At 67.0% G+C, this 14855-nt stretch carries 9 protein-coding genes; 8 read left to right on the top strand and 1 reads right to left on the bottom strand.

The window, feature by feature from the left end:
* Positions 1–31 precede the first annotated feature (31 nt).
* The 6 genes from IC40_RS0115160 (at position 32) to lgt (ending at position 7363) form a co-directional block, all read left to right on the top strand.
* Positions 32–1585 carry an anthranilate synthase component I gene (locus IC40_RS0115160; protein WP_030135552.1) on the top strand — a complete coding sequence of 518 codons (1554 nt, stop codon included), beginning with the start codon at positions 32–34 and terminating at the stop codon, positions 1583–1585.
* A complete protein-coding gene (locus IC40_RS0115155; protein WP_030135551.1) occupies positions 1582–2229 on the top strand; it encodes a TIGR02234 family membrane protein in 648 nt (215 codons plus the stop codon). Before IC40_RS0115160 ends, IC40_RS0115155 begins: the two co-directional genes overlap by 4 nt.
* A gap of 68 nt (positions 2230–2297) precedes the next feature.
* Complete coding sequence (trpC, locus tag IC40_RS0115150) at positions 2298–3113, top strand: indole-3-glycerol phosphate synthase TrpC (RefSeq protein ID WP_030135550.1); 816 nt, start codon at positions 2298–2300, stop codon at positions 3111–3113.
* Positions 3114–3153: 40 nt separating this feature from the next.
* On the top strand, positions 3154–4407 hold the full coding sequence (gene trpB, locus IC40_RS0115145; protein WP_030135549.1) for a tryptophan synthase subunit beta: 1254 nt from the start codon (positions 3154–3156) through the stop codon (positions 4405–4407).
* Positions 4404–5192: a tryptophan synthase subunit alpha gene (gene trpA / locus IC40_RS0115140; protein ID WP_030135548.1), complete on the top strand. Its 789-nt coding sequence runs from the start codon at positions 4404–4406 to the stop codon at positions 5190–5192. Before trpB ends, trpA begins: the two co-directional genes overlap by 4 nt.
* The gene (gene lgt / locus IC40_RS0115135) at positions 5189–7363 is read left to right on the top strand and encodes a prolipoprotein diacylglyceryl transferase (protein ID WP_030135547.1); all 2175 of its coding nucleotides are present in this window, start codon (positions 5189–5191) and stop codon (positions 7361–7363) included. Before trpA ends, lgt begins: the two co-directional genes overlap by 4 nt.
* Before the next feature lie 6 nt (positions 7364–7369).
* Here lgt and IC40_RS26550 read toward each other — a convergent pair whose 3' ends face one another.
* Complete coding sequence (locus IC40_RS26550) at positions 7370–8959, bottom strand: DUF222 domain-containing protein (protein WP_042509709.1); 1590 nt, start codon at positions 8957–8959, stop codon at positions 7370–7372.
* 348 nt (positions 8960–9307) lie between these two features.
* On the opposite strand from IC40_RS26550, the gene IC40_RS0115120 reads away from it, so the two are divergent.
* Entirely contained in the window at positions 9308–10726 is a 1419-nt protein-coding gene (locus IC40_RS0115120) for a nitrate/nitrite transporter (RefSeq protein ID WP_030135546.1), read from the top strand.
* Between the two features lie 120 nt (positions 10727–10846).
* Entirely contained in the window at positions 10847–14806 is a 3960-nt protein-coding gene (locus tag IC40_RS0115115; protein WP_030135545.1) for a bifunctional nitrate reductase/sulfite reductase flavoprotein subunit alpha, read from the top strand.
* Positions 14807–14855: the final 49 nt, after the last annotated feature.

Genomic DNA, 14855 nt, shown 5'->3' with positions numbered 1-14855 from the left:
CACGGGTTCGGCGTCTGGGAGGATTGGCCGCGTGCAACGACCAACGCCCGCCGACACCCTGGCCGTCACGACCGCGCGCGCGGACTTCCGGGACCTCGCCGCCGGCCATCGTGTGGTGCCGGTGACCCGCAAGGTGCTCGCCGACAGCGAAACCCCGCTGTCGGCCTACCGGAAGCTGGCCGCCAACCGGCCGGGCACGTTCCTGCTCGAATCGGCGGAGAACGGCCGCTCCTGGTCGCGCTGGTCGTTCATCGGTGCCGGCGCACCGTCGGCGCTGACGGTGCGCGACGGCGAGGCAGTCTGGCTGGGCACCACACCGCAGGGGGCGCCGTCGGGCGGCGACCCGCTGGCCGCGCTGCGGACGACGCTGGACCTACTCGCCACCGCCGCGCTGCCCGGCTTGCCGCCGCTGTCCTCCGGCCTGGTCGGGTTCTTCGCCTATGACCTGGTGCGGCGGTTGGAACGGCTACCCGAGTACGCCACCGACGACCTCGGCCTGCCGGACATGCTGCTGTTGCTGGCCACCGATATCGCCGCCGTCGACCACCACGAGGGCACCATCACCCTGATCGCCAACGCGGTGAACTGGAACGGCACCGACGAACGCGTCGACGATGCCTATGACGATGCGGTGCGGCGCCTCGACGTGATGACCGCCGCGCTGGCCGAGCCGCTGGGATCCAGCGTCGCCACCTTCAGCAGGCCGGTCCCGCAGTACCGGGCGCAACGCAGCGTCGAGGAGTACACCGCCATCGTCGAGAAGCTGGTCGGCGATATCGAGGCCGGTGAGGCCTTCCAGGTGGTGCCCTCGCAGCGTTTCGAGATGACCACCACCGCAGACCCGCTCGACGTCTACCGGATGCTGCGCGCCACCAACCCCAGCCCGTACATGTACCTGCTCAATGTGCCCGACGCCCAAGGCGGACTTGACTTTTCGGTGGTCGGGTCCAGTCCGGAGGCGCTGGTCACCGTCGTCGACGGCAAGGCGACCACCCATCCGATCGCCGGTACCCGGTGGCGCGGGGACACCGAGGAAGAGGATCTGCTGCTGGAAAAGGAACTGCTCGCCGACGAGAAGGAACGCGCCGAGCACCTGATGCTGGTGGACCTTGGCCGCAATGACCTGGGGCGGGTGTCGGAACCCGGCACGGTCCGCGTCGAGGACTACAGCCATATCGAGCGCTACAGCCACGTCATGCACCTGGTGTCCACGGTCACCGGGCAGCTCGCCGAGGGCAGCACCGCGCTCGACGCCGTCACCGCGTGCTTCCCGGCGGGCACCCTGTCCGGTGCGCCCAAGGTGCGGGCCATGGAGCTCATCGAGGAGGTCGAGCTGACCAGACGCGGCCTTTACGGCGGGGTACTCGGATATCTCGATTTCGCCGGCAACGCCGATTTCGCCATCGCCATCCGGACCGCGCTGATGCGCAACGGCACCGCCTATGTCCAGGCCGGCGGGGGAGTCGTCGCCGACTCCAACGGCCCTTATGAGTACAACGAGGCCACCAACAAGGCCAAGGCGGTGCTGGCCGCCGTTGCCGCTGCCGAGACGCTGCGCGAGCCGCTGCAGACCGAGACGTCATGATCAGGGCCGCGCAGGGGTTGCTGGTTCTCGGCGCTCTCGCACTCTGGGTGGCCTCCCGGTTGCCGTGGGTGCAGATCAATTCGGCCGACGGTCTCGGCCAGCCGAAGACCACGACGCTCAATGGCGCCGCCTGGTCGACCGCACTGGTGCCACTTGCACTGGTGCTGCTGGCCGCCGCCGTCGTCGCACTGGCGGTGCGGGGACGGTTGCTGCGGGCGGTGGCCGTGTTGGTGGCCGCGTGCAGTGCCGGGATCGGATATCTGGGTGTCAGTCAGTGGGTGGTTCACGACATCGCGGTGCGCGCCGCAGGGCTGGCGGGGGTGCAGGTCGCGGACCTGGTGGGCTCGCAGCGGTTCCATGCCGGCGCGGGCACAGCGCTGCTCGCGGCGGTGATCACGCTGGTCGCAGCGGTGATCTTGATGCGTTCGGCGGGTACCGGCACGACGGCCGGGGCGCGCTACGCGGCGCCGGCAGCGCGCCGTGAGGCGGTACGCGGTGAGACTGCCGACGTTACGGCGGGCATGTCGGAGCGGACCATGTGGGATGCCATCGACGAGGGGGCCGATCCCACGGTGGAACCGGCACCGGCGTCGGCGGATGAGCAGAGGGAACCGGGTGGCGAACCGGACAACAAGGGTCGGTGATGGCAGGTGCAGCGATGGCGACTAACCTTCATGGGAACGCTCCGACCGATCGCAAAGGACCAAGGCCAATGACGGCGACCGTGCTCGACTCCATCATCGAAGGAGTCCGCGCCGACGTTGCCACCCGGGAAGCCGCGGTCAGCTTCGCCGATATCAAGCAGCGGGCCAAGGATGCGCGCCCCGCGCTGGATGTGATGGCGGCCCTGCGGGCTCCCGGCATCGCAGTGATCGCCGAGGTCAAGCGGGCCAGCCCTTCGCGCGGCGAGCTCGCCTCGATCGCGGATCCGGCGCAGCTGGCGACGGCCTATGAGGACGGTGGCGCCCGCATCATCAGCGTGTTGACCGAGGAGCGACGTTTCCACGGATCGCTCGATGATCTGGACGCGGTCCGTGCCGCGGTGTCGATCCCCGTGTTGCGCAAGGATTTCATCGTCGGGCCGTATCAGATCCATGAGGCGCGCGCCCACGGTGCGGACATGCTGCTGCTGATCGTCGCGGCGTTGGAACAGCGGGCGCTGGAGTCGATGCTCGATCGCACCGAATCGCTCGGGATGACCGCCCTTGTCGAGGTGCACACCGAGGACGAGGCCAACCGAGCGCTCGACGCCGGGGCAACCGTCATCGGTGTCAATGCCCGCGACCTGAAGACCCTCGAGGTCGACAGGGATTGCTTCGCCCGGATCGCCCCCGGTCTGCCGACCGACGTGATCCGGATCGCCGAATCAGGTGTCCGCGGTACCGCCGATCTGCTGGCCTATGCCGGTGCGGGTGCCGATGCGGTCCTGGTCGGCGAGGGCCTGGTGACCAGTGGCGACCCGCGCGGGGCGGTATCAGAGCTGGTCACCGCGGGTGCGCACCCGTCATGCCCGAAACCTGCCCGCTGACTCAACCGATGAGCCGCGCACTCGAAGAGGCGATGTGAACATGGGCGATATCTCCGGATTGCCGAACACCAGTGCTGCACTGGCCGAACCGACCAGCCACGATCCCGATGCCAGAGGGCATTTCGGTGCCTACGGGGGCCGGCTGGTACCCGAGGCGCTGATGGCCGTCATCGAGGAGGTCACCGCCGCGTATGAGAAGGCGCGCAGCGATCAGACCTTCCTCGATGAGCTGGACCGGTTGCAGCGTCATTACAGCGGACGTCCCTCGCCGATGTACGAAGCGGAGAACCTGAGCCGCCACGTCGGTGGTGCGCGGATCTTCCTGAAGCGAGAAGACCTCAACCACACCGGATCTCACAAGATCAACAATGTGCTCGGGCAGGCACTGCTGGCCCGTCAGATGGGCAAGACCCGGGTGATCGCCGAGACCGGAGCCGGTCAGCACGGTGTCGCGACCGCGACGGCATGTGCGCTGCTGGGGTTGGAGTGCGTCATCTACATGGGCGCGGTTGACACCGCTCGGCAGGCACTCAACGTGGCTCGGATGCGATTACTGGGTGCGCGAGTGGTGGCGGTGGAGTCGGGTTCGGCCACGCTCAAGGACGCCATCAACGAGACGTTCCGTGACTGGGTGGCCAACGCCGACAACACCTACTACGCGTTCGGCACCGCCGCCGGACCGCACCCGTTCCCGCTCATGGTTCGCGATTTCCAGCGGATCATCGGTTTGGAGTCCCGGGTCCAGATCCAGGAGCAGGCCGGCAGGTTGCCCGACGCGATCGCCGCGTGCGTCGGCGGCGGGTCCAACGCCATCGGCATCTTCCACGCCTTCATCGATGATCCGGGTGTCCGGTTGATCGGTTTCGAGGCCGCCGGTGACGGTGTGGAGACCGGTCGGCATGCGGCGACCTTCACCGGCGGTTCACCCGGTGCGTTCCAGGGATCGTTCTCCTACCTGCTGCAGGACGAGGACGGTCAGACCATCGAGTCGCACTCGATCTCCGCGGGCCTGGACTATCCGGGCGTGGGGCCCGAGCACGCGCTGCTCAAGGATGTCGGACGCGCCGAATACCGGCCGATCACCGATACCGAAGCGATGGACGCCTTTTCGCTGTTGTGTCGCACCGAGGGGATCATCCCGGCCATCGAATCGGCCCACGCGGTGGCCGGTGCGGTCAAGCTTGCCGCCGAGCTGGGTCCGTCGGCGATCATCCTGGTGAATGTGTCGGGCCGCGGTGACAAGGATGTCGAGACGGCCGCCAAATGGTTCGGGTTGCTGGGGGATGACGCGTGAGCCGATTGTCGTCGGTGTTCGAGACCTGCCGCACCGAGGGTCGTGCGGCACTGATCGGTTATCTCCCGACGGGATTCCCCGATGTGGACACCTCGATCGAGGCGATGACGGCGCTGGTCGAATCCGGTTGTGACATCGTCGAAGTCGGCGTGGCGTACTCGGATCCAGGGATGGACGGACCGACGATCGCCCGCGCCACCGAGGTGGCCTTGGCCGGCGGCGTGCGTGTGCACGATGCGTTGCGGGCCGTCGAGGCGATCAGCAGTGCCGGTGGTGCCGCGGTGGTGATGACCTATTGGAATCCGGTGCTGCGCAAGGGCGTCGACGCATTTGCCCGCGATCTGGCCAACGCCGGCGGGCTCGGTTTGATCACCCCGGACCTGATTCCTGACGAGGCCGATGACTGGATCGCGGCATCGGAGTCCAACGGTTTGGACCGTATCTTTCTCGTGGCGCCGTCCTCGACCCCGGAGCGGCTGGCCGCGACCGTGCAGGCCTCGAGTGGATTCGTCTACGCCGCCTCGACGATGGGCGTCACCGGCGCGCGTGACGCGGTGTCCAACGCCGCACCGGAGCTCGTGAGTCGGGTCAAGGCCATCTCGGATATCCCGGTGGGGGTCGGGCTCGGCGTGCGGTCGGGACAGCAGGCGGCCGAGATCGCGTCCTACGCCGACGGTGTCATCGTCGGCTCGGCCCTGGTGTCGGCATTGGACGACGGTGTCGATGCGCTGCGGACACTGACCACCGAATTGGCCGATGGCGTGCGGCAGGCGGTTCGCGCATGACGGTGACCACGCTGGCCTATATCCCCAGTCCGGATCAGGGTGTGTGGTTCATCGGCAGCGTGCCGCTGCGGGCGTATGCGCTGTGCATCATCGCCGGCATCGTCGCCGCGCTGGTGATCGGTGATCGCCGGTGGGCGGCCCGCGGTGGTGAACGTGGAGTGATCTACGACATCGCGCTCTGGGCGGTGCCGTTCGGTCTGGTCGGTGGGCGGCTCTATCACGTGATGACCGACTGGCCCACGTACTTCGGTGAGGGTGGCGCCGGTCTGGTCGCCGCCTTCCGCATCTGGGACGGCGGCCTGGGTATCTGGGGTGCGGTCGCGTTGGGTGCGGTGGGCGCGTGGATCGGCTGCCGGCAGCGCGGGATCCCGTTGCCGGCGTTCGGTGATGCGATCGCACCGGGCATCATCCTGGCCCAGGCCATCGGCCGGCTCGGCAACTACTTCAACCAGGAGCTGTACGGCCGCGCGACGACCGTGCCGTGGGGCCTGGAGATCTACGAACGCCGTGATGCGGCCGGGTTCCGCGACACGCTGAACGGTGTCTCGACCGGGCAGGTCATCGGTGTTGTGCACCCGACGTTCCTCTACGAACTGTTGTGGAACCTGTTGGTGTTTGCGCTGCTCATCTGGGCAGACCGGCGGTTCAACCTCGGCCATGGCAGGCTGTTCGCACTGTATGTGGCCGGGTACTGCGTCGGACGGTTCTGCGTCGAGTTGTTGCGCAGCGATACCGCGACGTTGATCGCCGGGATCCGGATCAATTCGTTCACCTCGACGTTCGTCTTCATCGGTGCGGTGGTCTACATCATGGTCGCGCCCAAGGGCCGCGAGGCGCCCGAGACTTTGGCCGGTAAACAGGCACAGCAGGTCAGCGTGGACGATTTGGATACCGCGGTGATCGCGACGACCGGTGCCGCGAGCGGTGCCGCCGCCGCGGGGGCGGTGGCGGTGGCAGATCCGCCGGACACGAAGGTGAACCTCGACGAGCAAGAGGCCGAGGTCGCCGAAGCGGCCGATCGTGCCGATGTCGATGAGGTGGCCGTCGAGACCGCGGTGTTGGAGATGGCCGAGTCCGACGGTGAGCCGGAACCGACCGGTGACGAGGTCGAGGGCGAAGAGGTCGAGGGCGAAGAGGTCGAGGGTTCTGCCGAGGCTGAAGCGGCCGATGAGTTCGAGGCCGAGGCTGCCGCCGAGCCGGTTTCCGAGCCCGCCGACGAGGGCGATTCCGCGGCCGAGGCAGCTGCCGATGATGACGCAGCTGCCGATGAAGGCGATGCGTTGGCGTCCGGTCCGGAGGCCGAGCTGCTGGCGGTGACCGATGTCGAGCCCGATGCTGCGGGTGAGGGCGAGGTTGGCGACGAGGCTGAGGGAGCCGAGGACGGTGAGTCTGAGGCGGAGGCGGCTGCCGATAAAGTCGCGGCTGCCGATGAAGGCGATGCGTTGGCGTCCGGTCCGGAGGCCGAGCTGCTGGCGGTGACCGATGTCGAGCCCGATGCTGCGGGTAAGGGCGAGATTGGTGAGGTCGAGGGTGCCGACGAGGCTGAGGCTGAGGCGGTCCAGTCCGATTCCGCGGTTGAGCCGGCTTCCGAGCCCGCCGACGAGGGCGATTCCGCGGTCGAGGCAGAGGCCGATGACGACGCAGCCGCCGATGAAGGCGATGCGTTGCCGTCCGGTCCGGAGGCCGAGCTGCTGGCGGTGACCGATGTCGAGCCCGATGCTGCGGGTGAGGGCGAGATTGGTGAGGTCGAGGGTGCCGACGAGGCTGAGGCTGAGTCGGTCGAGACTGCTGAGGACGAGGAGTCGGAGTCCTCGGAGTCCGAGTCGGCGGAGTCTGATTCCACCGCTGAACCGACTTCCGAGGCTGTGCAGGACAGCGAGCCCGCCGATGACGACGCAGCCGCCGACGAAGACGACGCGTTGCCGACCGGTCCGGAGGCCGAGCTGCTGGCGGTCCAAGGGATCGAACCGGCTGCTGAGTCCGAGGAATCGGTTGAAGCCGAGGAAAGCGAACAGCCGGAATCCGAGGAAACTGCCGAAACCGAGGACACTGCCGAGGCCGACGACAGCGCTGAAACCGAAGCTGCCGCAGCGTCGGAGCACACTCCTTTTTCGACAACTCCACTCACAGCTCGCGAACCCCGCAAGAGGTTCTGGCAGCGGCGGCGCTGAGAGCACCTAACGCTGCTCGCCGGAGTCGTCCTCTCGACGTCGGAGGAGTTCTTCGGGATGGTGGTAGTGGTTGACGGTGTCCTGTCCGGTGTCGAGTAGCGGTGGCGGGTGCCAGTGCACGCGACCGTCCGGGCCGATGCTGGTGGTCCACCCGGTATCGAAGGCCAACTGATTATCTGCCGCACAACCCAATCCGAGTCCGGTGATATCGGTCTGCCCGCCTGCGCTCCAGTCTTGTTCGGCGTGCATGCCCTGGCAACCGGCTCCACTGACCGGGCAGTTGGGCATGGTGCACCCTCGGTCGCGGCTGATCATGACCAGGCGTTGAGCTTTGGAGGCCACGCGTTTGGAACGGGCGAGGTAGAGCGGTTCGGCGGTGTGCTCGCGGTAGATCAGCAGGTAGTGGTGCGCATGCGCGGCGAGGCGGATGAGGTCGCGCATCGGCATCGTGGTGCCGACCGAGGTGTGCGCGATCCCCGCCGCGGCGTGTAGCTCGGCCAAGGTGGTGGACACCACCACCGTGACCGGTAACCCGTTGTGCTGGCCCAATTCTCTGGACATCAACGCGTTGCGGACGACTGCCTTGAGTGCATCGTGATAGCGCTGGGAGGCGCCACGGGTATCGCGACCGGCCGCGCTGCGGGGGTCGACATCCAGAGCGGCGCGGCGCCCCTGCAATTCCTCGAACGGTACCGGCGCGGGGTTCGGATCGGCCAACGCTGCATCCAGTGCGGTGCGGCGATGCTCGAACGGTTCGGCCGTGGGCGCAACGGCCGGCGTCTCGGGCTGAACGGGCACAGCAGGTGCCGGTGCGGGCAGACCGTCTGCATGGTCCAACGGGTTCGGCGAGGGATTGGACACCGGCGCTTCGTCGGCGGGATTGTTGATCCCCGGAGCGCCCCACACCTGATTCACCGTCTTGAGGTATGCGCCCAGTTCCGGATCGACCCACCCGGAGATGCGGATCAGCCCGTCGGGGTCCTGGCGTCCCAACGTGATTCCGCGCTCATGCGCGGCGATATCAGGACTATCGCCATCGGGGTTGAGCACAGACAGCGCGTAGTCGGCGACCTCGCGCAAGGTACGCGGAGTGATCCGGGTGGCCGCCTCGACCAAATCGGCCTCCAGTTGGCCGCACCGCTGTGGCTCGGCGTAGCGGCCCGCCCGCTCCACCGCGGTGCGGATCTCGTGCACATGCTCGAGGTTGATGGTGCCCTCGGCCAATGCCGCGGCACATGCGGGCAGTGTCGGATCCAACACCTGCCCGTCGAGGCTCTGGCGTGGACCCAGATCGGCAGCATCGCGCAACCGGCGGGCGGCTTCGGCCTCCGAGATCCGCAGCCGGATGGTCAGGATCTGGGCCCAGGTGCGGGCACCGATCTCTTTGGGCGTGCTCTGGGCCTGTAGCGCGGCCAGGATGCGGTGGTCGAGCACGGCGGTGGTGCGGGCGTGGTGCTCGCGCTGAGATTGCAGCGTCAACAGATCAGCCGGCGACAGGCGGGTGACGTCGAGGGCGGCCAGCTGCTCACAGGCGGAGTCGTAGGCATCGAAGACCGCCAACACGGCCTCTCGATCCGCCACTCCGTTCGCCAACATGTTCGAATTCTAGCGCCGTGGTCTGACATGACAGGGCGTTGTCCACAGGCCGCGACGCCATCCACAGATTCAAAAAAACTATTGGTGCCCAATCGGTTTCAGGGGTACAAGCAAACCTTTCGGCGCGTCAATCGCGCCGGCGGCATCGCGTGCGACAGGTCACCGAGAACACACGTCGATTGTTACCGCTCCGTTTCGTCGATGCTGCGGTCGTGAATCTCCGGGCGCACCAGCACCATCGGACCCGATGTGAGTAGGTGTTGACAGCCCCGACATGGTGGGGCAACCGGTGCGGAATGGCCGAGCCATAACTTCTGTCTCAACCGTTTCCATTGCTGGGAGGAATCCGTGCTCAACACACGCCGCAATCGCGATATCGCGCACTGGGATGCCGAAGACGCCGACGCCTGGGAATCCGGCGGGAAAGACATCGCCAAGCGCAACCTGATCTGGTCGATCTTCGCTGAGCACGTGGGCTTTTCGGTGTGGTCGATCTGGTCGGTGATGGTGTTGTTCATGCCGCAGGATGTCTACGGCATCGACGCCGCGGGCAAGTTCTATCTGGTGGCGATGCCGACACTGGTCGGCGCCTTCATGCGCATCCCGTACACCATCGCCCCGGCCCGCTTCGGCGGGCGCAACTGGACCATCGTCAGCGCCCTGCTGTTGCTGATCCCGCTGACGCTGACGCTGTGGGTGATGTCGCAGCCCGGCACATCCTACACCACGTTCATGCTGGTGGCGGCGTTCGCCGGCCTGGGCGGTGGCAACTTCGCCTCCTCGATGACGAATATCAACGCGTTCTATCCGCAGCGTCTCAAGGGATGGGCGCTCGGACTCAACGCCGGCGGCGGCAACATCGGCGTACCGGTCATCCAGCTGATCGGCCTGTTGATCATCGCCACCGTGAGCAACACGGCGCCCTACCTGGTCTGCGCGATCTATCTGGTGCTCGTCGGCCTCGCGGCCCTCGGTGCCGCGTTCTTCATGGACAACCTCGGCAACCAGCGTTCCAATCTGGGCGCGATGGTCGAGGCCATGCGATTCAAGCACTCCTGGGTGATGAGCTTCCTCTACATCGGCACGTTCGGCTCGTTCATCGGATTCAGCTTCGCATTCGGCCAGGTGCTGCAGATCAACTTCCTGGCCGGTGGTGACACTCCCGCCCAGGCATCGCTGCACGCCGCGCAGATCGCCTTCCTCGGCCCGCTGCTCGGATCCATCTCGCGCCCGTTCGGCGGCAAGCTCGCCGACAAGATCGGCGGGGGAAAGATCACGCTGTACGTGTTCGTCGCCATGATCTTCGCCGCCGGGATCCTGGTCGCCGCAGGCGTTCTCGACGACAGCACGGCCGGTGCACCCACCGGTGGCCAGATGATCGCCTATGTGGCCGGATTCATCCTGCTGTTCATCCTGTCGGGACTGGGCAACGGTTCGACGTACAAGATGATCCCGTCGATCTTCGAGGCGAAGGCCCAGGGCCACGACGAGTGGAGCCGTGAGGAGAAGGCGGCCTGGTCGCGGAGCATGTCCGGTGCCCTCATCGGCTTCGCCGGCGCGGTCGGCGCACTGGGTGGGGTGTTCATCAACATCGTGCTGCGGATGTCCTATGTCAGTGATGCGAAGTCGGCGACCAACGCCTTCTGGGTCTTCCTTGGCTTCTACGTGATCTGCGCCATCGTCACCTGGTTCGTGTTCTTGCGGTTGTCCTCGTCGAAGGCCGCGGCCAGTCCGGCGGCGCTACCGGAATCGGTGGCCACCGCGTAATCGGACGAACTCGGCCTCACGAGGCGCTCACCGCGGGGATGGGCGTCTTGTGAGGTCGAGTTTTCCTTGCCATAACGTCGCCTCAAAGGAGCCGGAACAGTGCCAGCACACGATGGTGGCATGTCGGTGACCACGCGGACCGCCTGCTCGTACTGCGGTGTGGGCTGCGGTATCGAGGTCACCACCGAGACCGATCAGGTCACCGGGCTGCCGGTGATCGCCAAGGTCAGCGGCGACAAGCTGCATCCGACCAACCGCGGCAGATTGTGCACCAAGGGCGCCACCCACGCCGAGCTGATGGCCGCAACCGAGGGCAGGATGACCACCGCGCTGGTGCGCCCCGAGCGCGGTACGCAGCCGGTGGAAACGCCGGTCGAAGAGGCCGTGGCGCAGGCTGGGAACCGGCTGCGGGCCATCGTCGAGGAACACGGGCCCGACGCGGTCGCGTTGTACGTATCGGGCCAGATGTCGCTGGAGGCGCAGTATCTGGCGACCAAGCTGGCCAAGGGTTACCTGCGTACCGTGCACATCGAATCGAACTCTCGGCTGTGCATGGCCAGCGCGGGCACCGGCTACAAACAATCCCTCGGCGCGGACGGTCCGCCCGGCTCGTACACCGATTTCGATTCGGCCGACCTGTTCTTCGTCATCGGCGCGAACATGGCCGATTGCCATCCGATCTTGTTTCTGCGCATGGCCGACCGTCTCAAGGCCGGCGCCAAGATGATCGTGGTGGACCCGCGGCGCACCGCCACCGCCGACAAGGCCGACCTGTACCTGCCGATCGCACCGGGTACCGACCTCGCACTGCTCAACGGGCTGTTGCATCTGCTCGTCGTCAACGGCGACATCGACGAGGAGTTCATCGCCGAACACACCGAGGGCTGGCAGGACATGCCGGCGTTCCTCGCCGACTATCCGCCGGCCCGGGTGGCCGCCATCACCGGATTGGACGAGGCCGACATCCGCACCGCGGCATCCATGATCGCCGCGGCAGGGGAGTGGGTGACGTGTTGGACCATGGGCCTGAACCAGAGCACCCACGGCACCTGGAACACCAACGCGATCTGCAACCTGCATCTGGCCACCGGTGCGATCTGCCGGCCGGGTAGTGGGCCGATGTCGTTGACCGGACAGCCCAACGCGATGGGTGGCCGCGAAATGGGGTACATGGGACCGGGTTTGCCCGGCCAGCGGGTGGTGCTCTCCGCCGAGGACCGGGCGTTCTGTGAGGAACAGTGGGGCCTGGAGCCGGGCAGCATCCGTTCCGAGGTCGGCCCGGGCACGGTGGCCATGTTCGAACAGGCCGCCGCCGGTGAGATCAAGGCCTGCTGGATAATCTGCACCAATCCCGTTGTCTCCGTGCCGAACCGAGCAACCGTCATCGCCGCTCTCGAAGCGGCCGACCTCGTCATCACCCAGGACGCCTACGTCGACACGGCGACGAACCGTTACGCCGATATCGTGCTGCCGGCCGCACTGTGGTCCGAGAGTGATTCGGTGATGGTCAACTCCGAACGCAACATCACCCTGCTGCAACAGTCCGTCGCGCCGGTGGGTCAGGCGCGGCCGGACTGGGAGTTGATCTGCGGTGTCGCCGAGCACTTGGGTTTCGGTGACGATTTCGCCTACAAGTCCAGCGCGCAGATCTTCGACGAGATCCGTCGCTTCGCCAATCCCCGCACGGGATACGACCTGCGCGGGGTCAGCTATGACCGGCTGCGCGAGACGCCTGTGCAGTGGCCCTGTCCGCCCGCCGATCCCGACGACCGCCACCCCATCCGGTACGTGAACGACGGTGTGTCGCAGACCCTGCACGTCGACGCCGACGGGCACCGGCCCCGGCTGGCATTTCCGACACCGTCGCGGCGGGCGCAGTTCCTGGCCCGTCCGCACATGGACCCGCACGAACTGCCCGACGACGATTATCCGATGGTGCTCAACACCGGTCGGCTGCAACATCAGTGGCACACCATGACCAAGACCGGTCGGGTCGCCAAACTCAACAAACTCGACAGCTCGCCGTTCGTCGAGATCCACCCCGATGATGCGGCGGCGCTCGGCATCACCGCCGCCCACCATGTCGAGCTCACTTCCCGCCGCGGTCGTGCCGTGCTGCCCGCAGCCATCGCCGACCGGGTGCGTAGGGGCAGCGTGTGGGCGCCGTTCCACTGGAACGACGAGCACGGTGAGTACCTCGCCGTCAACGCCGTCACCAACGACGCCGTCGACCCGGACTCCCTGCAACCCGAACTGAAAGTCTGTGCCGTACGGCTACGTCCCATCGAGGTGGCCGCTCCCGATCCGCTCGATCTGCGCACGGCCGCACCGCAGTTCACCGAGGACGAGAAGCTCTACCTGTCCGGGTTCTTCACCGGATTGGACGCGACACCGGGCGGGGTCCCGGTCCTGCCGCCCTCGGCGCCGGTCCGCCCGGCGGTCCGTCTGTGGGTCGACGGTCTGCTGGCGGGCACCTACTCACGTACCCGCGAGCAACCCGCCACCGGACCACTGGTGCTGTGGGCCTCCCAGACCGGCAACGCCGAGGAGTTCGCAACCGGGCTGGCCGCACGGATCACCGGCGCCCGATCGGTCACCATGGACGAGGCATCGTTGGACGATGTCGCCGCGGCAACCGAGGTGTTGGTGATCACCAGCACATTCGGTGACGGCGGGCCACCGGACAACGGCGCGGACTTCTGGGACCGGCTGTGCAGCGCCGACGCGCCGCCGCTGACCGGGGTGCGTTATGCGGTGCTCGGGATCGGGGACAAGGCGTACGCCAACTTCTGTGGTCACGCCAAATCCCTGGATGCCCGTTTGGCGGAGCTGGGTGCGGTCCGGGCACACGAACTGGTCGAATGCGAGTCGCACGACGCGGCACCGATGGCCGCCTGGGCTGACGCGGTCACCACGGCATCAACCGACACCGCACCCGAACACACGCGAACAACCACACCCGCGCCACCGCTGACCCGCGGCAATCCACTGGTGGCCGCGGTGGGCCGCAATATTCGCCTGACCCCGGTGGCGGCCGCCAAGGAGGTGCGCCAGATCGGGTTCGACATCACCGAACACGTCGCCGAACACGGCGTGAGCTATGCCGCCGGGGATTCCCTAGGGGTGTTCGTCGGCAACGCTGCCGACTCGGTGCGGGCCTGGCTGTCGGCCACGGCGCTGTCCGGAGACGAGATCGTCGAGGTCGACGGCGCCGAGGTCGATCTGCGCACCGCCCTGACGCATTCCTATGACCTGTGCAAGGTGACCCCGAACCTGCTCGGGTTCGTCACCGAGCGGTGCCCGCAGGCGAAGGTGTTGCGACGGTCCGGTGCAAAACTCGACAGCTGGCTGGCCGACCGCAACGGGTTGGACATCGTCGAGGAGTTCGCCGTCCGGGCCGACCCCGCCGAATGGCTGGATGCGCTCGTCCGGCTGACACCGCGGCAATACTCCATCTCGTCGAGTCCGTTGGTGAGCCCACACGAGGTGCAGCTGACGGTCTCGGTGCTGCGTTACCGCACTACGCGGGGCAGCGCGCGCGGCGGCGTCGCGTCCACATTCCTGGCCGATCGGGCGCAGGCCGCCCCGGTGTTCGTGCAACGCTCGCCCAACTTCCGCCCGCCCGAGGACTCGGCCACACCGATGATCATGGTCGGCCCGGGTACCGGGATCGCACCGTTCCGGGCGTTCCTGCAGGAACGTCGCGCCCTGGGCCACCGCGGCCGCAACTGGTTGTTCTTCGGTGACCAGCACCGCGACCAGAACTTCTACTACCGCGAGGAGGTGCAGGCCATGGTCGACGACGGTTTCCTCAGCCGGCTGGACCTCGCCTTCTCGCGCGATCAGTCACGGCGGGTTTATGTGCAGCACAAGATGACCGAACGCGGTGCCGACCTGTGGCGCTGGCTACAGGACGGTGCGCATTTCTACGTCTGTGGTGATGCGACCCGGATGGCCGCCGATGTCGACGCGGCGCTGCTGGCGATCATCCGCAAGCACGGATCGCTGTCCGCCGAAGCCGCCAACGACTACAAGAAGGAGCTCGTCGCCACCAAGCGATACGTGCGAGACGTGTATTGATCGATCACCGTGAATAAAAATCCACTCACCGGCGTTGCATCTGGCGTAC

This window comes from Mycolicibacterium neoaurum ATCC 25795, assembly GCF_000691525.1.
Classification (GTDB): Bacteria; Actinomycetota; Actinomycetes; order Mycobacteriales; family Mycobacteriaceae; genus Mycobacterium; species Mycobacterium neoaurum.
This window is presented reverse-complemented; position numbering and strand designations above follow the sequence as displayed.